Genomic DNA, 22,862 nt, shown 5'->3' with positions numbered 1-22,862 from the left:
CGACGATGACCGAGTGACGCTCGGTCTGTTCGGCGCCCTCCTCGCGGCGCTCGCCTACGGCGCGGCCACCGTGCTGCAGGCGGTCGGCGTGCGCCGTGCTGCCGCCCTGCCGCCCGGCACCGCGGTCCTCGGGCGCGTCCGTGCCGCGTGGCCGTATGCCGTGGGCCTCGCTCTCGACGGCGTCGGTTTCCTCGCGTCCGTGGCGGCGTTGCGCACGCTGCCGCTCTTCCTCGTCGAGTCCGCCATCGCCTCGTCGGTGGCGGTCACCGCGGTGCTGTCCGTCCTCGTGCTCCACGTGCGCCTCGGCGTGCCGGAGGTCGTCGCGCTCCTCGCCGTCGGCGCCGGCCTGACGGGCCTCGCCCTCACGGCGGCGGACGGGCCGGCCGTGCATCCGGGGCCGGCGGCGACGTGGTGGCTGTTCGCAGCGGCCGTGCTCGTGGCTGTCCTGCTCGTCGTGGGCGTCCGGGACCGCAGCCGCGGCGCAGTCCTGCTCAGCGTCGCCGCAGGTCTCGGTTTCGGGGGTGTCGGTGTCGCTGCCCGGCTGCTCGAGATCCCCTCCCCCGTCTGGGCGCTCGCGACCGACGGCCTCGCCTGGGCGCTCGTCGTGCACGCGGTGCTGGCGACGGTCGCCTACGGCATGGCGCTCAGCCGAGGGCGCGTCACGACGGTCGCCGCCCTGACCTTCGCGACCGAGACGGTGCTGCCGGCGGCAGTGGGCCTGGTGGCGCTCGGGGACCGGGTCGGGCCGGGGCGCGCGCCCTGGGCTGCGGCGGCGTTCGTCGTCACTCTCGCCGGGTGCATCGCCCTGGCGAGCCGTGCCGAGCCGGGCGAGGCGGGAGACCCGGGCGGACGACCTGCCGCGAGCGCCACCGACCCTGCCGACAGCAGCCCGACGCCGCAGCCCGCCCCGGCGCAGGAGCACGACGCGTCGCGGCGCCCCTGACCGGGGGTCACCGACGCCGCAGCCGCTCCATCTCGTTCTCGATCTGCTCCTCCGTCGGCGCGTCCACCACGAAGGCGCCCACCGCGTTGGCCACGAGGCCGATGCCCCAGCCGGCGATGACGAAGGCGGGCCAGAAGAAGCCCGCCCCGGTCATGGCCCAGATGAGGACGAGCATGCCGTTGACGAGGGTGTAGATCAGCAGGTGGACCCGGAAGTCCGCCTTCTTCTTGAGCCGGCCGAGCGCTCTGCCGCGCAGGTCGTCCTCCGGGACGACGTGGTCGACGCTGGGGTCGGGCACGTCGGGATGGGGTTCGACCGGGACCTGGTTCGCGGTCATGGTGCTCACCGCTCCTTCGCGGGCCGCCGTGCAGCGGACCCACACGGCTCCTCACTCCAGCGTAGGCCTGGCGCCGACCCCCGGCGTGAGAGCGTGCGATGGATCACCCACTCCCCCAACGCGACTCGCCCAAAGCGCTCACCGTGGGTCAGAGCACGTAGGCGTCGCCGTCGCGGCGGAAGCCGAGGCTCTCGTAGTACGGCTCGACCATGTCAGGCGGTGTCAGGACGCGCCGGAACCCGCGTCGCCGGAACGGCCCCTCGGGTCCGAAAACGAACTCGCCCGGAGTGACGTCCCGGTACCGGGGCGTCACCCAGTCGAGCAGCAGCTGCGCGGTGGCGTCACCGGCGTCGCGCATGAGCACGACGCCGACCGTCTCGTCGCCCAGCAGCACGAGGTAGGACGGGTCGCCGGCGAAGGGGTCGTGCACGAACTGCGGGTTGTAGCGCCGGATGTCGCCCTCGTGCACCCGCAGCACATGCCGCAGGTACGTGTCGTCGCCGGCGACCTCGAGCACCTCGTAGACCTCGGCGTCGTGCTTCTGCCGCGACATCCGCGCGAGGTGGAAGACGTTGATGCCGGCGAGCACGACGTTGAGCCCGACCATCGGCCAGACGTGGTTGACGGCGTTGTAGCCGATGAGGACGACGCAGCCCACGAGGTTGATGAGCCGGAGCCGGCGCAGCTGCGTCTGCAGCAGCGACCACACGAGGACCGCCGAGCCTGCCCAGCCGACCGCCTCGAGCCACCAGGAACCCATGGCCGCGACCCTAGCGCTGCGGCGCCTGCCCGTCCGTGGATCGGCCCGAGCGCGCCGGCTCGTGACCGACCACCTTGAGGCCGACGACGGCGGCGACGATCCCGGTCAGCAGGAGCACCTTGGCGACCGAGAAGGACTCGCCGCCCGTCGTCATCGCCCACGTCACGGTGAGGGCCGCCCCGAGACCGGTCCACACGGCATACGCCGTCCCGATCGGGATCGAGCGCACCGCGCGGGCCAGGCCGACCATGCTCAGGGCGCCGGCGACGAGGAAGACGGCGGCCGGCAGCGGACGGGAGAGGCCGTCGGAGGCGGCGAGCGCCGACGCCCAGACCGCCTCGAGGACGGCGCTGGCGAGCAGCACGACCCACGGCATCACGCCACCACCTTGAGCCCGGCGACGCAGGCGACGAGGACGAGCAGCAGGGCGGCCCGGGCCGCACCCAGCCGCTCCTCGCCGCGGACCACGGCGAGCAGCACGGTGCCGACCGCGCCGATGCCGACCCACACGGCATACGCCGTCCCCGTCGGCAGGGCGGTCATGGCCCACGCGAGGCCGACCATGCTCAGCACGAGCGAGACGGCGAAGAGGGCGGTCGGGCGAGGACGGCGGAAGCCGTCGGACGCGGCGAGCGCGGTGGCCCAGACGGCCTCCAGCGTGCCGGCGAGGATGAGGACGAGCCAGTGCATGACGATCCGTTCCGGCCGTCTTGTCGCTGTGCGGGTACGGCTCCCTCGTCCGCGAACGCGGCTCGCGCGCTCGGAACCAGCCTAGCGAACAGGGGCCACCCGGACGAAACGACGTATCAGGGCCCCACCCCCGGCGTACTGTCGAGTGCAGGCGCGCTCCTGCGGACAGAGGATCGCCATGAGCCGTGACTATCTCGACTTCGACGTCGCCGTCACCCGTGAGGGCCAGGGGTATGCCGCTCACGTCCTCGCCTCGCCCGTCGGGCAGGCGTCGGCCCCCTTCACCCTCCCCTTCGCCGCCACGGACCTCGCCCAGTTCATGATCGCGGTCGGGCCACCACGGGTGTCCTCTCGACGGCTCGTGCCGGCGGAGGCGCGCGCCCTCGACGTCAAGGAGTACGGCCGCCGGCTCGGCGACGCCCTCCTCTCCGGCGAGGTGGGGCGCGCCTTCCGCGACAGCCTCGCGGCCGCCCGGGCCGACGGGCGCGACCTGCGGCTGCGGCTTCGGCTCGACGCCGTGCCCGACCTCGACCCGGTCCCCTGGGAGTACCTCTACGACACGGCGCTCGGACGCTTCCTCACGCTCTCGCAGGAGACCCCGGTGGTGCGGCTGCTCGACTCGCTCGAACGGCCCCCGGTCGTGCGGGTGGAGGCGCCGCTGCGCGTGCTGGTCATGATCTCCAGCCCGAGCGACATGCCCGAGCTCGCCGTCGAGCGCGAGCGACAGCTGCTCATGGCGACCACCGGCGACCTCGTCGCGAGCGGCCGGCTCACGGTCACCGTCCTTGAGGAGGCCACCCTGACGGCCCTGCAGCGGGCCCTGCTCGACGACTTCCACGTCTTCCACTTCATCGGTCACGGCGGCTTCGACCAGGACGCGCAGGAGGGCGTGCTCGTCCTCGAGCGCGACGACGGCACGGCGCACCGCGTGTCAGGGGCCCGGCTCGGCACGCTCCTGCACGACGCCCGCACCATGCAGCTCGCGGTCCTCAACGCCTGCGAGGGCGCGCGCACGTCGGGCCGTGACGCATTCTCCGGCGTGGCCCAGGCGCTCGTGCGCCAGGGACTGCCGGCCGTCGTCGCGATGCAGACCGAGATCTCCGACCGCGCCGCGCTCGTCTTCAGCCACGAGTTCTACTACTTCCTGACGCGTGGGCTCGGGATCGACGCCGCCATCTGCGAGGTGCGCAAGGCGATGGCGGTCTCCGACGAGGCCTCGGAGTGGGGCACCGCGGTGCTGCTCCGGTCGGGCGCCGACCAGCCCTTCTCGTTCACGGCCGGTGCCACGACCGGGACCGAGCGACCCGTGAGCCGCCTCGAGTCCCTGTACGACGCCGCGAAGGGGGCCCTGCAGGCGAGCGCCCCCGCGACGGCGCTGCCGCTGCTCGAGCAGATCGCGTCCGAGCACCCCGACTACCAGGACGTCACGCAGCTGCTCACCCGGATCCGTCCCGGGTCACCGCCCGACCCCGACGTGCCGACGCCGGGGCCCGACCGGCTCGCGCTGACGCAACCGTTGACGCAGCCGTTGACGCAGCCGCTGGCCAGGCCTTTGACGCAGCCGGACACCGCATCCGAGCCCGACACCCGGCTCCAGGACGACCCAGAAGCGGAGAGCCACCGCGAGGCAGAGCCAGAGCCCGAGCCTGAGCTCGAGCCTCGGCGACGTCGCCGCGGCAACGGCTTCGTGCGCAGCCTCGTCGGTCTCGTCGTGCTCTTCGGCCTCTTCTGGGTCGGGCTCACCCAGGTCCCCGGATGGTTCAAGAAGGCGACGGCCGACGTCACCTCGGCCTGCGGTCCGTCCGCGGCCGCCGCCCCGGCCGCTGCGTCCGCTGCGGCGACGACCTTCGTCGCCGGGTGCGCGACGAGCACCCCCACCATCGACGGCGACTTCGCCGACTGGAACGGTGTGCCGACGCTCCCGATCTCCCACGTCATCGCCCAGCGCGGCACACCCCAGCGCGGCTTCGGTGGCGACTGGCAGGTCGTCTGGGACACCGGCGCCCTCTACCTGCGGGTGCACGTCGACGACTCCGACCTGCGCGGCGTCGACGTCGCCCAGCCCGGCGCGTACTTCAACGGCGACGGGTTCTCGTTCGAGTTCGGTCCGGACGCACGCGACCTCGCCCCGACGGCGACGACCCGCCGCGGGCGGGACGTCAACGTCATGGTGGGCCTGTCGGACGACGCGCCGACCTCGGGCGTGGCGTCGATCAACCCGGCAGCCCGCGGCACCTTCGTGGCGGGCGCACGCCACCCGGAGATCACCGTCGGCAGGGCGGACGCCGTGAGCGGCTACGACCTCGAGGCCCGAGTGCCGTGGTCGGCGCTCCAGCTCGGCACGGCACCGGTCCGTGGCTCGGTCTTCTCGATGAACGTCAACATCAGCGACGCGACGACCGCCCCCGCCGCGTGGACGCTGCGCACGATGAAGAGCACGAACGCAGCCCGCACCTCCGACACCCAGGGCTTCCCGCACGGGTGGCAGACGATCACCCTGGCCGACTCGGCCTCCTGACATGAGCGGCCGCGTCCACGCCCTCCTCGTCGGGATCGACGCCTACCCGGCTCCGATCCCCCACCTGTCGGGCTGCGTCAACGACGTGACGCGCTTCGCCGAGGTGCTCCGTGACAGGGTGGGCGGCGACGCGCTCGACGTCGTCGTGCTGACGGACGCCGAGGCGACCCGGTCGGCGGTCACGACCCACCTGGCGGAGCACCTCGGGCGGGCCGCCGCCGAGGACGTCGCGCTCTTCTACTTCAGCGGGCACGGCTCGCAGCAGGTGGCTCCCGAGACGTCCTGGTCCCTCGAGCCGGACCACCGGGACGAGACGCTGGTGTGCGTCGACAGCCGCTCCCCCGGCAGCTGGGACCTGGCCGACAAGGAGCTCGCCGCCCTGCTCGGGACGGTCACGGCGTCGGGCGCCCACACTCTCGTCGTCCTCGACTGCTGCCACTCCGGCGGAGGCACCCGCGCCGACGAGGTGGTGCGGCTCGCGCCGCCGGATCCACGCCCGCGCCCACCCTCCACCTACGTCGGCCAGGACCTCGCGGCCACCGTCGACGTCGCCACCCAGGACGGCACGGGACCGGTCCGCGGAGCAGGTCGGTGGACGCCGCCCGGCCGTCACGTGCTGCTCGCGGCCTGTCGCGCCTCCGAGCAGGCGAAGGAGGTGACCGTCGACGGGGAGCGGCACGGCGCCCTGTCCGCCGCCCTCGCCGCGGCGCTGTCGGGCTCGGACGGGCGCCCCACCTACCGCGACGTGCTGCGCCAGGTCACGGCCGACGTGGCGAGCCGGGTCACCGACCAGCACCCGCAGGTCGAGACGGCCGATGCGACGGAGCTCGACCGGCCCTTCCTCGGGGGAGCCCTCGCGGCGACGACGCGGCCGCTCACCCTGAGCCGGCTCCCGGACGGGTGGTCCATCGACGTCGGCGCCGTGCACGGGGTCCCCGAGCCCATCGGCGAGGACACGACCGAGCTGGCCGTCTACCCGCTGTCGGGCGAGACGTCGGGCTCTCCGCTCGCGACGGCGATCGTCACGAGGGTCCTGACGGACCGGAGCCTGGTGGACCTCACCCCCGCGCTCGACGCCGCCTACGTCTACCGAGCCGTCGTGACCTCCATCCCGCTGGCACCCCTGCGGGTGGGCGTCCTCGGCGACGCCGCGGGAGCGGCCGCCCTGCGGGAGGCGGCCGCCCGGGCCGACGAGACGCTCGTCGAGCTGGTCGCACTCACCGACGGAACCGACGGAGCCCACGGCGACGCGAGCCACCCCGATGCCGACCTGCTCGTGCGCGCCACCCCGGACGGCTTCGTCATCACCCGTCCCGGCGTCATCCGGCCCCTCGTGCCCGTCGTCGCGGGGGCCGGGCGCGAGGAGCGCACCGTCCTCGCCCTCGAGCGTGTCGCGCGCTGGCTGCGCCTGTCCGCCCTGTCCAACCCGGCCACCCGGCTGGGCCCCGACTCCGTGCGCGTGGAGGTCGATGCGGGATCGGGAGTCGTCGGGGTGGGTGGCACCCTGACGATCGCGTATGCCGGGAGCGAGGCGCCGCGCTTCTCCGTCCGTCTCGCGAACACCACCTCCACCCCGCTCTGGGCGGCGCTGCTCGACCTGACGGAGACGTACGGCATCTTCACCGACGCCTTCCCGGCCGGGTCCGTCGCACTCGGGCCCGGCGAGTCGACCGCCGTCGAGCTGCTCGGCCAGGTGGCCGACCCCGCCTGGCAGGCAGGCACCCTCTCGCTGCGCGACCAGCTCATGGTCGTCACGAGCACGGTCGAGTTCGACCCGCGCTCCCTCGAGCAGGAGGAGCTCGACGTGAGCGCGCCACCCGCCGCGACCACGCGTAGCGCCGAGGTGCCGTCCACTCCCCGCTCCGGCCTCGATCGTGTCCTGGACGGCACCCGCACGAGGCGCCTCGGACCGAGGGCCGCTGCCGCTGCGGGCGCCGACTGGCGCACCGACTCCGTCTTCGTCGTCACCACGCGGCCACGCCGATGAGACCGGCCGGCCCCGCCTCGCCCCGGAGCGTTGACAGCACCGTTGCCGCGGCGTGGACTGGACTGCCATGACAGAGGGTTGGGCGTTCACCGGCGGCCCTCCCGCCTCGGGCAGCCTCGCGACGGTCTCCCTTGTCGAGGGCCGGTGCTTCTGCGTCTCCGGCCCGTCGGGCGACATCGGGACGGCCGGGGGCCACGGACTCGTCGTCAGGGACACCCGGTTCCTCGACCACCTCGAGCTGCGCGTCGACGGCGAGCCGCTCGAGCCCCTGACCGTCGAGCACATCGGGCCGCACGCCGCGACGTTCGTCACGCGCCGGCGACCACGCCCGGGCCTGGCGGACAGCACCCTCCTCGTCGTCCGGCGCCGCTACGTCGGGAACGGGATGGTCGAGGACGTGACGCTGGAGAACCTCAGCGGCGGCGCGGTCGACGTCACCCTGACCCTGACGGCCACCACCGACTTCGCCGGCCTCTTCGACGTCAAGGAGGGACGGCTCGACCGGCGCAAGGAACCGGTGGAGGTCACGACCGACGACGGCACCCTGCGTCGTCGCGTCGACCGGGCCGACTCCCGGGCCGTGGAGCTGAGCGCCACCGGTGGGTGCCAGGTGTTCAGCCACGGCCTCGTCTGGCACCTGGCGGTCCGGGCCCGGTCGACGACCACGTTCACGGTGCGGGTGGTCCCCGTCTTCCGCGACGTCCCCCTGCCGTCGCCCTACCGCACCGGGGTGGCGCGCCGCGAGAGCCACCCGGCGCAGGAGCACCGGCGGTGGCGCGAGCGCAGTCCCGTCGTCGCGGCAGCCGACCCCCGCCTCGACCGGCTCGTGCGCACGTGCACCGACGACCTGGCCGGGCTGCGGATCGACGACCCCCACCACCCCCGGCGCATCGTCCTCGCCGCGGGGGCGCCGTGGTTCATGACGCTCTTCGGGCGGGACTCGCTGCTGACCGCCTGGATGCTGCTCCCGCTCGACGCGCGCGTGGCCCGCGGCACGCTGGAGACCCTCGCCGAGAGCCAGGGCCGGGTGGTCGACCCCCGCACCGAGGAGGAGCCGGGACGCATCCTGCACGAGATCCGGTCCGGGCTGCCGGACGAGGCACGCGAGGGCGAGGAGACGGTCTACTACGGCACGGTCGACGCCACCCCCTTGTTCGTCATGCTCGCCGGAGAGCTGCACCGGTGGGGCGCCTCGAAGACCGAGACGGCCTCGCTCGCACCCCACGTCAAGCGGGCGCTGGCGTGGATCGAGCACCACGGCGACGCCGACGGCGACGGGTTCGTGGAGTACGCGCGAGCCACCGACCGCGGGCTGGTCAACCAGGGCTGGAAGGACTCCTTCGACGGCATCACCTACGACTCCGGAGAGGTCGCACAGGCGCCGTTGGCGCTCGCCGAGGTCCAGGGCTACGCCTACGCCGCCCAGCTCGCCGGTGCCGAGCTGGCCCGGGCGGCGCACGCCGAGAAGCGGCCCGTCGACTCCCTCGCCTCCAACATGGGCCACTGCCTGTGGACCGGCATCGTGGACGACGAGCACGCGGCACAGGTGGCTGAGGCGCTCATGTCGCCCGAGATGTTCACCGGCTTCGGCATCCGCACCCTGTCCTCGGCCGCCGGGGCCTACAACCCGATGAGCTACCACAACGGCTCGGTGTGGCCCCACGACAACGCCATCATCGCCGCCGGCCTGCGGCGCTACGGCTTCGTCGAGGAGGCGGGCCGGGTGGTGCTCGGCCTGCTCGACGCGGCCGCCGGCTTCGGCGACCACCTGCCCGAGCTCTTCTGCGGCTTCGACCGGCACGAGTTCGCCCACCCGGTCCCTTACCCGACGTCGTGCTCACCCCAGGCCTGGGCCGCGGCGTCCCCGCTGCTGCTCCTGCGGTCCCTCTGCGGCCTCGAGGTGGACCTGCCCCGAGGTGTCGTGCGGCTCGACCCGCGGGTGCCCGACGAGCTCCTCCCACTGTCGGTGGGGCAGCTCCACGTCGGCAGCGACCTGCTCGAGGTGTCGGTCGACGCCTCCGGCTGGCAGGTCTCCGGGCTGACGGACGGCCTTCGGGTCGAGCGGGGAGAGCGTGGGGTGGGCACGACCCGCCCGGCCGGCGAGTGAGGCGGGTCGCAGTCCCTGCCCGGCGGCAGCACGGCCGAGTACGGTGAAAGTGGGTCCATCGACGAGACGGTGTGGGGCCGTCCCGGACCCTGGGGGTGGTGCACCATGTCGACGACCGGGTCGGCCGGGCCGACCGGGGCAGGACCGCGCGTCGTGCTTCGACCACGTCCCCTGCGCATCGCCATGGTCGCGCCCCCCTACTACTCCGTCCCTCCCCAGGGCTACGGGGGCGTCGAGTCCGTCGTCGCCGGACTGGTCGACCGGCTCGTGGCGCACGGGCACCACGTCACCCTGTTCGCCGCGGGGACCCGGGGCACGGCCGCCCAGGACTTCGTGCGCACCTGGGAGACGCCGCCCACCGACCAGCTGACGCTGGCCCTGCCCGAGGTGGTGCACGCCGCCCGGGTCGAGGCCCTGCTGCGGGAGCACACCGTCGACCTCGTCCACGACCACACGCTCGCCGGCCCGCTCACCGCGGACGCCCGGACGGCGCCCACCGTCGTGACGGTGCACGGGGCGATGGACGACCTGGCCGGCCTGTACCGACCCCTGGGCCACGCCGTCAGCCTCGTCGCCGTCTCGAACGCCCAACGAGCCCGGGCGCCCGACCTGAACTGGGTGGCGACGGTGCACAACGGCATCGACGTCGACAGCTTCCCCTACCGCGCCGAGAAGGACGACTACGTCCTCTTCCTCGGGCGCTTCCACCCCCAGAAGGCGCCACACCTCGCCGTCGAGGCGGCTCGCCGCGCGGGAGTGCGGATCATCCTGGCCGGCAAGTGCAGCGAGGAGGTCGAGCACGACTACTACCGCGACCGGCTGGCGCCGCTCCTGGGTCCCGACGCGGTCGAGGTCGGGGTGGCCGGCCAGGCCCTCAAGCGACGGCTGCTGGCCGGCGCGCGGTGCCTCGTCTTCCCGATCCGCTGGGAGGAGCCGTTCGGCTTGGTCATGGTCGAGGCGATGGCCTGCGGGACGCCCGTCGTGGCGCTGGCACGCGGGGCCGCGCCGGAGGTCGTCGAGCAGGGACGCACCGGCTTCGTCGTCGACCGGCCCGAGCAGCTCGCCGGCGCCATCCGTGACTGCGCCGCCCTCGACGCCGCCGACTGTCGGCGCTACGCGAGCAGGCGTTTCGGACTCGACACGATGGAGGCCGGCTACGAGAGCGCCTACCGCCGCGTGCTGGCCCGGGCCCGCACCGGACCCTCCACCTCCTCGAGGTCGCCCCACACCACGACTGCGACCACGGTCTGAGCGGCTCCGTCCGAGCCACCCGGTCGCCTTGTCGTGCCCGGGACGCAAGAAGACCGGACAGGGATCCTGTCCGGTCTTCTTCGCATCGGTGGAGCTGAGGGGACTCGAACCCCTGACCCCCTGCATGCCATGCAGGTGCGCTACCAGCTGCGCCACAGCCCCGTGCGTTTGTCACCTCGTCGAAGCGACTGCGTAACCATAGCGGGTTCGCGCCCGTGAGCCAAAATCGGGGGCGCCCTTTGGCCTCAGACGTTCCAGGGCCCGAGGTTCCAGCCGCTGATGCGCCACCGGGTGACCTCGGAGAAGCTCTTCCCGGCCTCGACGAGCTCGATCCAGTGACAGTTGTCCAGACCTCGGAAGACGGCGTCCGACGTGTCCTGGTCGAGTCCCACGAGAACGCTCGCCGCGACCCGCGCGCTGACCCCGTGGGCCACGACCACGGCGGTCTGACCGGGCTCGAGCTCGTCGGCGATCTCGCGCAGGGCGGCCCCGGCCCGGTCGGCCACCTGCGCCCGGGTCTCGCCGGTGACGCCACGGGGGGCGTCCTCGCCGCGGTCCAGGGCAGCGACGACCTCGGGGTAGCGCTCGCGCACCTCGTCGGCGTGCAGGCCCTGCCACTCCCCCACGTGGACCTCCCGCAGGCGGGGTTCGAGGCGCACCCCCAGACCGGTGAGGGCGGCGATCGCGTCGGCCGTCGCGGCAGCCCGGCGGAGGTCGCTCGAGACGATCAGGGCCGGCGCGTACGCGGCCAGGTGCGGAGCCGCGGCCTGCACCTGCTCACGGCCACGGTCGGACAGCTCGGTGTCCTTGTGCCCCTGCCAGATCCGGGCCGCGTTGTCGACCGTCTCGGCGTGCCGGACGACGACGACGCGACGCGGGCCCGAGGCCGACGGGGAGCCGGAGGTCACGCCTCGTCGGCCTCGTCGGCACCGGCGACGCCCGGACGCGCCGGTGCCGTCACCGTCGCCAGGTCGATCTCGGGGCAGTCCTTCCACAGACGCTCGAGGGCGTAGTACTCGCGCTCCTCCTCGTGCTGGACGTGCACGATGATGTCGCCGAAGTCGATGAGGACCCAACGGCCCTCGCGCTCGCCCTCGCGACGGATCGGCTTGCTGCCGAGCTCGCGCAGCCGGTCCTCGACCTCGTCGACGATGGCGCCGACCTGGCGCTCGGACGGGGCGGAGGCGATGACGAACACGTCGGTGAGGGGCATCTGCTCGCTCACGTCGATGGCGAGCACCTTCTCTGCGAGCTTCTCCTCGGCGGCCAGGGCGGCCACCTTCGCGAGCTGGATCGAATGGTCTGCTGCGGTCACGAATCTCCTCGGGGCGCGGTGGCCCCTGTTGCGTCCGCGGGCTCGGCCACGCGGGTCGTCGGGGGGTGCACGGGGGGCGGAGCCCCCTGTGGGTCGGCATACAGGCGGTACTTGTTGATGTACTGGACGACCCCGTCGGGCACGAGGTACCAGACGGGCGCGCCGGCGGCGACGCGCCAGCGGCAGTCGGTGGAGCTGATCGCCATGGCCGGGACCTCCTGGAGGGTGACCTGCCTCTCGGGCAGTCCCTTGTCGGAGAGCTCGTGCCCGGGGCGGGTGACCCCGATGAAGTGGGCGAGCTCCCAGAGGTGCTCGGCGTCCTTCCACGACAGGATCTCGGCGAGCGCGTCGGCACCGGTGATGAAGAACAGCTCGTCCCCGGGCCGCTCCGCCCGGATGTCCCGCAGGGTGTCGATCGTGAACGTCGGGCCGGGCCGGTCGATGTCGACCCGGCTGACGGTGAAGCGGGGGTTGGACGCCGTCGCGATGACGGTCATGAGGTAGCGGTCCTCGGCCGGTGAGACGTGACGGTCGGCCTTCTGCCACGGCTGGCCCGTGGGGACGAAGACGACCTCGTCGAGGTCGAAACGTGACTGGACCTCGCTGGCGGCCACGAGGTGGCCGTGGTGGATCGGGTCGAAGGTCCCGCCCATGACGCCGAGGCGCATGGTCAGTGGTGGGCCACGTCGGATCCGCTCGAGCTGCCGTGCGTGCCCTCGGTCGGACGGGCCGGGCGGGGCGCCTGCACCTTGTAGGCGGTGTTGCGGAAGCTCCACGTGACGCCGAGGGCCACGAGGAACAGCGCGAACGTGATGAGGAAGTAGGCGATCACCGGCAGCGGGAGGTCGCGCGCGGCTTGCTCCCCCTCGGTGGCGAGTGCGAGGACACGATCAGACATGCGCCCAGCCTAGCGCCCGCCCCGCACCGTCTACGCCGCCAGTCCGTGCACGTATGCCGGCCGGTGGGCTCATCCGCGGCCCGTCCCCCGGGCCGCGGCCCGTCCCCCGGGCCGCGTCCCGGGGACGCTCGGCGCCGTCGGCACCTTTGGCGCCCTCACCGGCCTCGGCCCGGCGGAGCCAGGCGTGGCCGACCGTCGCGAACGGCTCCTCACCGGCAGCCACCGCGGCGTGCACGCGGTCGCGCCAGTGCTCGGCGAGCGCGACGACCTCCGGCGGGTAGCCGAGCTGCACCTGGTGCTCGGCGAACTCGTCCTCGTCGTCGACGAAGAGGTGGCCCTCGCGGGTGAGCACGACGTCGAGGTCGAGGTCGACCATCGTCACCTCCCACTCCGGCCCGGCGTCATCGCCTGCTTCTGTGGCCCCGGTGGCCTCGGTGGCCTCGCGACGGCACCACCTCGGCTCCGTCGTCAGGTCGACGTAGATGCTGATCTCGCGGTGGGCGGGGTAGAAGCCCACGGCATACGCCCCCTCGTGCGGCACGAGCGAGACCCAGCCGCTCGACTCGACGAAGTCGGCTCCCGGGCGCGCGCAGCGCGTGCCTACCGGGGCGTACCACCAGTGGCCGTGCTCGTCGCCGCCGAGGTAGCGGCCGACCCACTCCCAGTGACGGCCTCCGCCCCACTTCGTGAACCGGCCGGCGACCGGGGTGCCCGGAGCCAGCCCCTCCGGCGGCATGCCGCGCCCCGGCGGGTGCTGCGCGCTCGGCTCGCTCACGCGGGAACCCTACCGCCGGGTCCGGCGAAGGGGCACAGACGCGACACAGTGACGTGACAGACGCAGCCCATCGGCGGCCGTACCCTAGAACGCATGGTTCCTGAGTTGTCCGTGGTCATCCCGATGTACAACGAGGAGGAGGTGCTCCCCCTCCTCGTCGAGCGGCTCCGCCCGCTCCTCGACGCCATGGGCACGACCTACGAGGTCGTCGCGGTCGACGACGGCAGCAAGGACCTGACGGCCGTCCGCCTCCAGCGCTACCACCGCGAGTGGCCCGCGCTGCGCGTCGTGCGGCTGCGCGCCAACGCCGGGCACCAGGCGGCCATCTCCGCCGGCCTCGTCAGCGCTCTCGGTGACTACGTCGTCACCATCGACGCCGACCTGCAGGACCCGCCGGAGATCATCCCCGAGATGCTCGCCGCCGCGAAGGACGACGGCGTCGACGTCGTCTACGGCGTGCGCAACGACCGCTCCACCGACACGTGGTTCAAGCGCGTCTCGGCCCGCGCGTTCTACCGCTTCATCGGCCTGATGTCCCAGACCTCGGCGCACGCCGACGCCGGCGACTACCGCCTGATGTCCCGCGCCACCGTCGACGCCATCAACAGCCTCCCCGAGCACAACCGCGTGCTGCGCTTCATCGTCCCGGCGCTGAACTTCCCGTCCGACACGGTGCACTACAAGCGCGAGGAGCGCGCGGCCGGGGACTCGAAGTACCCCCTGATGAAGATGATCAAGCTCTCGCTCGACTCGCTGACGGGTTTCTCGACGGCGCCGCTGCGGCTCGCGACCTTCGCCGGGTTCGGCGGCGCGCTCCTCGCGGTGCTGCTCGTGCTCTACACCCTGATCTCGCGCTCGCAGGGTCACACGGTGGCCGGCTGGACCTCGACCGTCGCCATCGTCGCGGGCGTCGGCGCCGTCCAGCTCGTCTGCGTCGGCATCCTCGGGGAGTACATCGGCCGGATGTACGGCCACATGCAGGGCCGGCCCACCTACTTCATCGCCTACGACTCGATGACGGCCGACTCCGGGGCGCACGGTCCCACCGACACGCCCCTGCCGGGTCAGCCCTCCATGGAGCAGCACTCCGCGGGCGGCGCGGCCGTGGCCCAGCCCTCGGCCCCGGCGGACAGCCCGTCGGCCGACACCGGGCTCGCCGGCGACACGCCCCTCGAGGCGGGTCTCCAGCAGGCCCGGTCGTCATCGGCCCAGGAGCCGAGCCAGCTGCGCTGACCCGGGCGGACAGCGGTGCAGCTGACGCGGGCGGGTCAGCGCCGCGGCTGGGCCCGCAGCAGCAGGCTGACGCCGGGCAGGCCGCCGACCGGCAGATAGCGCTCGGCCGTGATGATGGTGCGCAGGCCCCAGTTGACGACGGGGTGCATGTCGTCGAGGTCCGACCCCGAGCTCGTCTTGCGCCGCATCGCCACGACCGGGCGCAGCAGCACGTTCCACGAGCGCACGTCGGTGACCTCGAAACCGCCCCGCTCGAGCAGGCCCACGAGTCCCTCGCGCGTGTAGCGCCGCACGTGGTCGACCGCCTCGTCGTGGTCGGACCACAGCCGGGGGTCGGCAGGGACGGCGACGAGGTAGGTGCCCGTCGGCTTGAGCACGCGTCGCACCTCGGCGACCGCCGCGTCGTCGTCGACGAGGTGCTCGAGCAGGTCGAAGGCGATGACGAGGTCGAGCGAGGCGTCGGCCAGCGGGAGGCGCGTCGCGTCCCCGCGGATCGTCGCGAGGCCGCGGCCGTGCGCGACCTCGGCGCCGTCGGCGCCGTACTCGAGAGCGACGGCGTCCCAGCCGTGCTGACGCAGGACGCGCGTGTTGCCGCCGCCCGCCGCGCCGATGTCGATGGCTCGCCCGGGCGTCAGCCCCGAGATGGCCTTGGCCAGGAGGTGGCGTCGCTCGCGGTACCACCAGTGGTCGTCCTCGAGCTCAGCGAGCTTGCGGACCTCGGTGCCTTCCATGGTCGGTCATCATGCCATCCACTTCTGCAAGCTGCCGACACGGCCGTCAGCGGACGTGCCCGTCGCCCTCGACGATCCACTTCGTCGTCGTCAGCTCCGGCAGCGCCATCGGTCCGCGGGCGTGCAGCTTCTGCGTCGAGATGCCGATCTCGGCGCCGAAACCGAACTCGCCGCCGTCGGTGAAGCGGGTGCTCGCGTTGACCATGACGGCTGCGGCGTCGACCTCGGCGGTGAAGCGCCGGGCGGCCGCCCGGTCCTCCGTGACGATGGCCTCGGTGTGGCCGGTGCCGTAGCGACGGATGCGGTCCATGGCCTCGTCGAGGTCGTCGACCACCGCGACGCTCATCTCGAGGCCGTGCCACTCGGTGCCGAAGTCCTGCTCGCTCGCGAGGGCGTATGCCGCCCCGGCCGCCTCCGCGTAGGCCGTCACCTCGGGCGCCACGTGCAGTCGCACACCGGCGCCCGCGAGGTCGGTTAACGCCTTGGGCAGGAAGTCAGCGGCCACGGCCCGGTGGACCAGCAGCGACTCGGCGGCGTTGCAGACGCTGGGGCGGTGCGTCTTGGCGTTGAGGGTGATGGCCTGGGCCTTGTCGAGGTCGGCGGCGCGGTCGATGTAGACGTGGCAGACCCCGACGCCGGTCTCGATGACGGGCACCGTGGACTCGCGCACGACGGTCTGGATGAGGTCGGCGCCGCCGCGCGGGATGACGAGGTCGACGTAGCCGCGCGCGGTCATCAGGGCTCGGGCGGCGTCGCGCCCTCCCTCCTCGAGCAGCGTGATGGCGTCGACCGGAAGTCCTTGCGCCGCAAGCGAGTCGCGCATCGCCTGGACCAGCGCGTGGTTGCTGCTGGCAGCGGCCGAGCCGCCGCGCAGCAGGACGGCGTTGCCGGACTTGAGGGCGAGGCCGGCCGCGTCGACGGTCACGTTGGGGCGTGCCTCGTAGATCATGCCGATGACGCCCATGGGCACACGGACCTGGCGGATCTGCAGGCCGTTGGGCAGGGTGGAGCCGCGCACGATCTCACCCACGGGGTCAGGGAGCGCCGCGACGTCGCGCAGCGCCTGGGCGACAGCTGCCACCCGCGCCTCGTCGAGGCGCAGGCGGTCCTGCAGGCTCTCGCTCATGCCCGCGGCGCGCCCGCGCTCGATGTCCTCGGCGTTGGCCTCGACGACGGTCGGGGCCGCCGCGTCGAGGGCGTCGGCGAGGAGCAGCAGGGCAGCGTCCTTCTCGGCACGTGACATCAGGGCGAGCCGGCGGGAGGCCACGCGTGCCTTCTCGGCGAGCGCGGTCACCTGCGCGACGACGGTGGGGTCGATCGTCTGGGACATGCCACCAGCGTAATTCGTGCCGCTGTCAGGCCGTCCGCGCTTCCGTCGCGTGGACCGACCGACCAACCGACGGCCGCGGGCGGTCCCTGGTGGACGCCACTGCACGCACCACGGAGCGTCACTAGAGTTCGAGGTGTGTCGCCCCACTCCGTCATCAGCAGCGCCCGACGGCTCGTCGTCAAGGTCGGGTCGAGCTCGCTGACGGGCCCCGACGGCGGGATCGACCACGACCGCCTCGTCGGGCTCTCCGACGCCCTGGCGCGCAAGCACCTCGACGGCACCCAGATCGTGCTCGTCAGCTCGGGCGCCATCGCCGCCGGCATCCATCCGATCGGCCTGGCGACCCGCCCGCGCGACCTCGCGACGCAGCAGGCCGCGGCCTCGGTGGGGCAGGGCGCCCTGCTCGCGGCCTACACGCACGCCTTCCGTCGCCACGAGATCATCGTCGGTCAGGTGCTGCTCACCGCCGACGACGTGACGCGCCGGACCCACTACGCCAACGCCCGCCGCACCCTCGAGCGCCTCCTCGACCTCGACGTGCTGCCCATCGTCAACGAGAACGACACCGTCGCCACGAGCGAGATCCGCTTCGGCGACAACGACCGGCTGGCGGCCCTGGTCGCGCACCTCATCGACGCCGACGCGCTCGTGCTGCTCTCCGACGTCGATGCGCTCTACGACGCCCCGCCGAGCCGGCCCGGGGCGCAGCGCGTCCCGGTGGTGCGGGGGCCTCACGACCTCGTCGGCATCGAGATCGGCGGCACCGGGTCCAAGGTGGGCACGGGTGGCATGACGACGAAGATCGAGGCGGCCCGCATCGCCACGGCCGCCGGCGTCGTCACGGCCGTCACGGCCGCCGAGCGCGTCGTCCAGGTGCTCGCCGGCGAGGACGTCGGCACCGTGTTCCTCCCCGTCGGGGTGCGGGGCCGGTCCCGGCGGCTCTGGCTCGAGCACGCGACGACCGCACGCGGGCGGCTCGTCATCGACGCCGGCGCCGTCACCGCCCTCGTGGAGCGCAAGAAGTCCCTGCTGCCCGCCGGCATCACCGCGGTCGAGGGCACCTTCCACGACGGCGACCCGGTCGACGTATGCGGGCCCGACGGCACCACCGTCGCCCGCGGCCTGGTCAACTACGACAGCAGCGAGCTGCCCGCGCTGCTCGGACGCTCCACCAAGGAGCTCGCGCGTGACCTCGGACCTGAGTACGAGCGCGAGGTCATCCACCGCGACGACCTCGTCGTCATCTGAGCCCGCGACCCCAGCCGCATCGGCTCGAGCGGGTGGACCCGAGGCTCGTGGGTCGGATGAAGCCGCGGCTCACGGACCGCCGGAGTAGCGGGTGGCCGGCGCCGGCGCGGCCGACGGCCCGGGGACACCGGCGGCGTCGGGGCGCCCACCAGCGCGGAACGCCACGCGTCCACTCGTCCGCGGCAGCCGGGGCCGGGTGGTGAACAGGGCAGCCGCGACCGCGGCCAGCACGCAGAGCGCGGCCAGGACCGCGACCTGCTGGGCCGGAGCCGGGGCGATGTCGACGGCCGACCCGAGCAGCCGCCCGAGGAGCAGGCGTGCGACGAGGGCGCCCGCGGCATACGCCCCGACGGTCAGGGCGCGAGAGCCGGCGCGCACGGCCCCACCGACGAGGGTGAGCACGGGGACGGCGACGACGAGGGCGCCGGCCAGCTCGGCGACGACCACACCGACGAGGGCGACCCGCCAGCCGGAGACGAGGGCGTCGGCGACCCCGGTGAGCAGGGCGAGCACGACGGCGAACCAGACGCCGGTCACGGCGCCGCCGGCGTAGCCGCGACCCGGATGCCACGAGTAGGGGTCACGCTCACGTCTGGCGTCGGTCGTCATGCTGGCTCCCTGTCCGGTGGTCCGCCCTCGCGGCCCTCGACAACGACGACGGCCCAGGGTGCCCAAAGGTTGTCACGGGCGGGCAGGTTTGTCCCGGTGAAGCACGGACCCCCCGGCACACGAGTGCCCGCGCACTCCCGTGGGGTGCGCGGGCACTCGACGCCGGTGCGAGGCCAGTGGCCGTCGCCTCGACGCTCAGTGGTGGGTGGCCGTCTCGGCGCCGTGACCGGTGAGCGAGCGGACCTCCATCTCCGCGTACTTGGCCGCGTTGTACTCCTTGCTCGTGACCGTGCCGATGTAGCCCAGGACGAAGCCGAGCGGGATCGAGATGATGCCGGGGTTGTCGAGCGGGAACCAGTGGAAGTCGACGCCCTGGAGCATCGACGGGCTCTTGCCCGTGACCTTGTCGATAGCCTTGCCCGACACCACGGGCGAGAAGACGATGAGCGTGATGGCGCTGACCAGGCCGCCGTAGATGCTCCACAGCGCACCCCTGGTGTTGAACCGCTTCCAGAAGAGCGAGTAGAGGATCGTCGGCAGGTTCGCGCTCGCCGCGATGGCGAAGGCGAGCGCCACGAGGAAGGCGATGTTCTGCCCGAGGGCGAAGATGCCGCCGACGATGGCGATGGCGCCGAGGACGAGCGCGGCGATGCGCGCGACCTTGACCTCCTCCTCCGGGGTGGCCTTCCCGCCCTTGACGACGGTGTTGTAGATGTCGTGCGACAGGGACGCGCTCGCCGTGATGGTGAGGCCGGCGACGACCGCGAGGATCGTCGCGAACGCCACCGCCGAGATGATCCCGAGGAGGATCTCGCCACCGAGCTCGAAGGCGAGCAGCGGAGCGGCGGAGTTGACGCCGCCGGGTGCGTTCTTGATCTCCTTGGCACCGACGAGGTCGGCCGCGCCGAAGCCGAGCACCAGCGTGAACAGGTAGAAGATGCCGATGAGCCAGATCGCCCAGACGACCGAGCGGCGGGCCTCGCGCGAGGTCGGCACCGTGTAGAAGCGCATGAGCACGTGCGGCAGGCCCGCGGTGCCGAGCACGAGGGCCATCGACAGGGAGATGAAGTCGACGGGGTTCTTGTACTGGAGCCCCGGCTGGAGCAGGTCCTTGCCACCGGCGTCCTGCGAGGCCGTCGTGGCCTCACCGAGGAGGCTGGAGAGGTTGAGGCCGAACTTGCCGAGGACCCAGACGGTCATGATCGCGGCGCCGATGATGAGCAGCACCGCCTTGATGATCTGCACCCAGGTCGTGCCCTTCATGCCGCCGTAGATGACGTAGAAGATCATGATGATGCCGACGACGACGATGACGAGCCGCTGGCCGATCGCGCCCTCGATGCCGAGCAGGAGGGCGACGAGCCCACCGGCTCCGGCCATCTGCGCGAGCAGGTAGAAGAACGAGACGACGAGCGTCGAGATCGCGGCGGCGATGCGGACCGGACGCTGGCGCAGCCGGAAGCTCAGGACGTCGGCCATCGTGTACTTGCCGACGTTGCGGAGCAGCTCGGCGACGAGGAGCAGGGCGACGAGCCAGGCGACGAGGAAGCCGATGCTGTAGAGGAACCCGTCGTAGCCGTTGATGGCGATGGCCCCCGCGATGCCGAGGAAGCTGGCCGCCGAGAGGTAGTCGCCGGCGATGGCGATGCCGTTCTGCCGCCCGGTGAAGGCCCGGCCACCGGCGTAGTACTCGGCGGCGCTGCGGTTGTTGCGCGAGGCCCGGATGACGATCGCGAGGGTCACGACGACGAAGAGGGCGAAGATGCCGATGTTGATCGCCGGGTTGCCGACGGTCGTCGCCGCCGGGACCAGCGACGGCACGAGCGACGGGGCTGCGACGAGGGCGCTCACTGCTCCCCTCCCATCTTGCGGGCGAGGGCTTCGGCCTCGGGGTCGAACACGCGGTCGGCCCAGCGGGCGTAGACCATCGTGATGGTGAAGGTCGAGACGAACTGGAGCAGGCCCAGGATCAGGCCCCACGTCACGTTGCCGACGACGCGCGTGCCCATGAAGTCCTTCGCGAAGACGGACAGCAGGACGTAGAGGAAGTACCACGCGAGGAAGAGCGCGGTCAGCGGGAAGACGAACTTGCGGAACTTGGTGCGCAGCTGCGCGAACTCGGGTGAGTCCTGCATGGCGACGTTGGGATCGTCCACCACGCGCTCTGGAGCCTCTTTGCTCACTGGGCCACCTCCGGGGCGGTTGGTCGTGCCTGGGTGTCTCGGTCGGTCGGCGCGGTCCTGCCGCCGTCGACGCTCCCCCGCCCGTGCGGTGGTGAGTCGACGCCCCTGTCGCTCCGCGCTGCCGGCCACACGGCCGGCGAGAGCAAAGGTAGGAGTCGCCGCGGCGTCGGGGCAGGCGCAGGACGTGCGGCATCGCCCAGTGGCGCCGACCGCTCGCCGTGCGCGGGCTCAGTCGCGACGAGCGGTCGACCTCGAGCGACGAACGGTCGGGTCACCGCCGGCGTATGCCGTGTGCCGCGAGCCGCCGTCCGTGACCTTCCGGCCCTAAGGGGTCACGTCCCCGCCGCCCGGTGCCGAGGTCGCCGGGGGCGTCGGGGGCGTCGGGGACTGACGCCGGTCCCACCGCTCGGGGTGGAACGAGCCGCGGTTGAGGTCGATGTGCTCCGGCGCGTGCAGCCGCACCATCGTCTGGGCGAGGTGCTCCGGCGCGCTGGCTCGGGTGGCGAGCGACACGAGGACCATCGTCGTGAAGGCCAGGGGCACGCTCACCGCTGCCGGCTGGGTCATGACGACGCCGAACCAGCCTCCGGTCGCGATGCCGAACGTCGTCGACACGACGGCGCCCATGGACAGCCCACCACCCACGACCATGCCGGCGATGGCTCCGCGGGCCGTGAGGCCGCGCCACCAGATGCCGAGCAGGAGCATCGGGCCGAACGTCGACGCGGCCACGGCGAAGGTCAGCTCGACGGCGTGGGCGACGGGGACCCCCGCCGAGACGACCGTGAGGGCGAGCGAGACGGTCACGACGAGGACGGTCGAGAGCCGGAAGGTCCGGATCCCCTGGCGGTGCCCCGGGCGGTGGCCGGCTCCCCAGCGCACGAGGTCCTGGCTGACGACTCCGGCGACCGACACGACGAGACCGGTTGAGGTCGACAGGAACGCTGCGAAGGCACCGGCGGCGAGCAGCGCCGTGAGCCCTTCGGCGACCGGTCCGTCGAAGAGCCGGCTCGGCAGCTCGAGCACGACCGAGTCGGCGCGTCCCGCGGCGACGAGGTCGAAGGCGACGTAGCGGCCGATGACGCCGTAGAGGACGGGCAGCAGGTAGAAGCCGGAGAGCAGCACGAGCACCGCGAGCGTGGCCCGCCGGGCGGCCCGGCCGTCGCGGTTGGTGTAGAAGCGGACGACGACGTGGGGCAGGCCCATCGTGCCGAAGAACGTCGCGAGCACGAGCGAGTAGGTCAGGTAGAGGGCGTGGTCGCCACGCAACGGCTCCACCCAGTCGGAGACGAGGACGGCTCCGGCGCCGGGGCCGCCGCTGCGACTGCCGAGCGCCCCGAGCAGGAAGAAGAGCGGCGTCAGCAGGGCGAGCAGCTTGAGCCAGTAGTGGAACGCCTGCACGAGGGTGACGCTGCGCATGCCGCCGGGCAGCACGTTGAGGCAGACGACGACGGCCACGGCGAGCTGGCCGACCCAGGACGGGGCACCGGTCAGGGTGCGCAGCGTCAGGCCCGCGCCCTGGAACTGCGGGATGAGGTAGAGCAGCCCGATGGCGACGACGAGCAGGCTCGAGGCCCGGCGCGCCACGACCGACTCGAGCCGCAGCTGGGCGAAGTCGGGCAGGGTGTAGGCGCCCGACCGGCGCAGCGGCGCGGCGACGAAGACGAGCAGCAGCAGGTAGCCCGCGGTCCACCCGACGGGGAGCCACAGCATGTCCACGCCGCGCGCCAGGATGAGACCGGCCACGCCGAGGAACGAGGCGGCAGAGAGGTACTCCCCGCTGATCGCCGACGCGTTGAGCACCGGGCTCACGCCGCGGGACGCGACGTAGAAGTCGCTCATGGTCCTGGAGAGCCGCAGCCCGAACGCGCCGACGGCGAGGGACGCGATCGAGACCATGACGACGGCGACGATGCTCGCGGCGTTGCTCACCGGTCACGCACCGCC

The 22,862-nt window shown here is 73.0% G+C and carries 22 protein-coding genes, 1 tRNA gene and 1 riboswitch; of the genes, 7 read left to right on the top strand and 16 right to left on the bottom strand.

What is annotated here, in order from left to right:
* Positions 1–13 precede the first annotated feature (13 nt).
* Positions 14–943 carry a hypothetical protein gene (locus tag ABD297_RS07840; protein ID WP_344254302.1) on the top strand — a complete coding sequence of 310 codons (930 nt, stop codon included), beginning with the start codon at positions 14–16 and terminating at the stop codon, positions 941–943.
* 7 nt (positions 944–950) lie between these two features.
* Here ABD297_RS07840 and ABD297_RS07835 read toward each other — a convergent pair whose 3' ends face one another.
* The 4 genes from ABD297_RS07835 to ABD297_RS07820 all read right to left on the bottom strand — a co-directional run bounded on the left by ABD297_RS07835 (position 951) and on the right by ABD297_RS07820 (position 2,730).
* On the bottom strand, positions 951–1,280 hold the full coding sequence (locus ABD297_RS07835) for a 2TM domain-containing protein (RefSeq protein WP_344254301.1): 330 nt from the start codon (positions 1,278–1,280) through the stop codon (positions 951–953).
* A 148-nt stretch (positions 1,281–1,428) separates the two neighbouring features.
* Positions 1,429–2,040, bottom strand: coding sequence for a hypothetical protein (locus ABD297_RS07830; RefSeq protein WP_344254300.1), 612 nt, complete (start codon positions 2,038–2,040; stop codon positions 1,429–1,431).
* 10 nt (positions 2,041–2,050) lie between these two features.
* Positions 2,051–2,416: a DMT family transporter gene (locus ABD297_RS07825; RefSeq protein ID WP_344254299.1), complete on the bottom strand. Its 366-nt coding sequence runs from the start codon at positions 2,414–2,416 to the stop codon at positions 2,051–2,053.
* Positions 2,416–2,730, bottom strand: a complete 315-nt coding sequence (locus ABD297_RS07820; RefSeq protein WP_344254298.1) for a DMT family transporter — start codon at positions 2,728–2,730, stop codon at positions 2,416–2,418. The genes ABD297_RS07825 and ABD297_RS07820 overlap by 1 nt, the downstream gene beginning before the upstream one ends.
* Positions 2,731–2,740: 10 nt before the next feature.
* A riboswitch (guanidine-III (ykkC-III) riboswitch) is annotated at positions 2,741–2,805 on the bottom strand.
* Positions 2,806–2,908: 103 nt separating this feature from the next.
* Between ABD297_RS07820 and ABD297_RS07815 the strand changes: the two genes are divergently transcribed.
* The 4 genes from ABD297_RS07815 to ABD297_RS07800 all read left to right on the top strand — a co-directional run bounded on the left by ABD297_RS07815 (position 2,909) and on the right by ABD297_RS07800 (position 10,593).
* A complete protein-coding gene (locus ABD297_RS07815) occupies positions 2,909–5,248 on the top strand; it encodes a CHAT domain-containing protein (RefSeq protein WP_344254297.1) in 2,340 nt (779 codons plus the stop codon).
* Position 5,249: 1 nt separating this feature from the next.
* Positions 5,250–7,235 (top strand): caspase family protein, encoded by a 1,986-nt coding sequence (locus tag ABD297_RS07810; RefSeq protein WP_344254296.1) that lies wholly within the window; start codon positions 5,250–5,252, stop codon positions 7,233–7,235.
* Between the two features lie 67 nt (positions 7,236–7,302).
* Entirely contained in the window at positions 7,303–9,342 is a 2,040-nt protein-coding gene (locus ABD297_RS07805) for an amylo-alpha-1,6-glucosidase (RefSeq protein WP_344254295.1), read from the top strand.
* 153 nt (positions 9,343–9,495) lie between these two features.
* Complete coding sequence (locus ABD297_RS07800; protein WP_344254294.1) at positions 9,496–10,593, top strand: glycosyltransferase family 4 protein; 1,098 nt, start codon at positions 9,496–9,498, stop codon at positions 10,591–10,593.
* A gap of 89 nt (positions 10,594–10,682) precedes the next feature.
* On the opposite strand, the gene ABD297_RS07795 is transcribed toward ABD297_RS07800, so the two are convergent.
* The 6 genes from ABD297_RS07795 to ABD297_RS07770 form a co-directional block, all read right to left on the bottom strand.
* Positions 10,683–10,755 (bottom strand) — tRNA-Ala (locus tag ABD297_RS07795).
* An 83-nt stretch (positions 10,756–10,838) separates the two neighbouring features.
* Entirely contained in the window at positions 10,839–11,501 is a 663-nt protein-coding gene (locus tag ABD297_RS07790) for a histidine phosphatase family protein (protein WP_344254293.1), read from the bottom strand.
* Positions 11,498–11,908, bottom strand: a complete 411-nt coding sequence (gene rsfS / locus ABD297_RS07785) for a ribosome silencing factor (protein WP_344254292.1) — start codon at positions 11,906–11,908, stop codon at positions 11,498–11,500. The genes ABD297_RS07790 and rsfS overlap by 4 nt, the downstream gene beginning before the upstream one ends.
* Positions 11,905–12,561: a nicotinate-nucleotide adenylyltransferase gene (nadD, locus tag ABD297_RS07780; RefSeq protein WP_425581150.1), complete on the bottom strand. Its 657-nt coding sequence runs from the start codon at positions 12,559–12,561 to the stop codon at positions 11,905–11,907. Before nadD ends, rsfS begins: the two co-directional genes overlap by 4 nt.
* Positions 12,562–12,578: 17 nt before the next feature.
* Positions 12,579–12,806, bottom strand: coding sequence for a hypothetical protein (locus ABD297_RS07775; RefSeq protein WP_344254289.1), 228 nt, complete (start codon positions 12,804–12,806; stop codon positions 12,579–12,581).
* Entirely contained in the window at positions 12,799–13,581 is a 783-nt protein-coding gene (locus ABD297_RS07770) for a DUF402 domain-containing protein (RefSeq protein ID WP_344254288.1), read from the bottom strand. The genes ABD297_RS07775 and ABD297_RS07770 overlap by 8 nt, the downstream gene beginning before the upstream one ends.
* Positions 13,582–13,674: 93 nt before the next feature.
* Between ABD297_RS07770 and ABD297_RS07765 the strand changes: the two genes are divergently transcribed.
* Positions 13,675–14,814: a glycosyltransferase family 2 protein gene (locus ABD297_RS07765; RefSeq protein ID WP_344254286.1), complete on the top strand. Its 1,140-nt coding sequence runs from the start codon at positions 13,675–13,677 to the stop codon at positions 14,812–14,814.
* A 35-nt stretch (positions 14,815–14,849) separates the two neighbouring features.
* Here ABD297_RS07765 and ABD297_RS07760 read toward each other — a convergent pair whose 3' ends face one another.
* The gene (locus tag ABD297_RS07760) at positions 14,850–15,545 is read right to left on the bottom strand and encodes a class I SAM-dependent methyltransferase (protein WP_344254285.1); all 696 of its coding nucleotides are present in this window, start codon (positions 15,543–15,545) and stop codon (positions 14,850–14,852) included.
* A 46-nt stretch (positions 15,546–15,591) separates the two neighbouring features.
* Complete coding sequence (locus tag ABD297_RS07755) at positions 15,592–16,875, bottom strand: glutamate-5-semialdehyde dehydrogenase (RefSeq protein WP_344254284.1); 1,284 nt, start codon at positions 16,873–16,875, stop codon at positions 15,592–15,594.
* A gap of 135 nt (positions 16,876–17,010) precedes the next feature.
* Between ABD297_RS07755 and proB the strand changes: the two genes are divergently transcribed.
* Entirely contained in the window at positions 17,011–18,123 is a 1,113-nt protein-coding gene (gene proB / locus ABD297_RS07750; protein WP_344254283.1) for a glutamate 5-kinase, read from the top strand.
* A gap of 69 nt (positions 18,124–18,192) precedes the next feature.
* On the opposite strand, the gene ABD297_RS07745 is transcribed toward proB, so the two are convergent.
* The 4 genes from ABD297_RS07745 to ABD297_RS07730 form a co-directional block, all read right to left on the bottom strand.
* Positions 18,193–18,732 (bottom strand): hypothetical protein, encoded by a 540-nt coding sequence (locus ABD297_RS07745; RefSeq protein WP_344254282.1) that lies wholly within the window; start codon positions 18,730–18,732, stop codon positions 18,193–18,195.
* 195 nt (positions 18,733–18,927) lie between these two features.
* Positions 18,928–20,583, bottom strand: coding sequence for a solute symporter family protein (locus ABD297_RS07740; protein ID WP_344254281.1), 1,656 nt, complete (start codon positions 20,581–20,583; stop codon positions 18,928–18,930).
* Complete coding sequence (locus ABD297_RS07735) at positions 20,580–20,867, bottom strand: DUF485 domain-containing protein (protein ID WP_344254470.1); 288 nt, start codon at positions 20,865–20,867, stop codon at positions 20,580–20,582. The genes ABD297_RS07740 and ABD297_RS07735 overlap by 4 nt, the downstream gene beginning before the upstream one ends.
* Before the next feature lie 372 nt (positions 20,868–21,239).
* Positions 21,240–22,847: a sodium/solute symporter gene (locus ABD297_RS07730; RefSeq protein WP_344254280.1), complete on the bottom strand. Its 1,608-nt coding sequence runs from the start codon at positions 22,845–22,847 to the stop codon at positions 21,240–21,242.
* Positions 22,848–22,862 lie beyond the last annotated feature (15 nt).

Source organism: Terrabacter carboxydivorans (assembly GCF_039532035.1).
Lineage (GTDB): Bacteria > Actinomycetota > Actinomycetes > Actinomycetales > Dermatophilaceae > Terrabacter > Terrabacter carboxydivorans.
The sequence above is the reverse complement of the archived record's forward strand: the minus strand, read 5'-3'. Positions and strand labels throughout refer to the sequence as shown.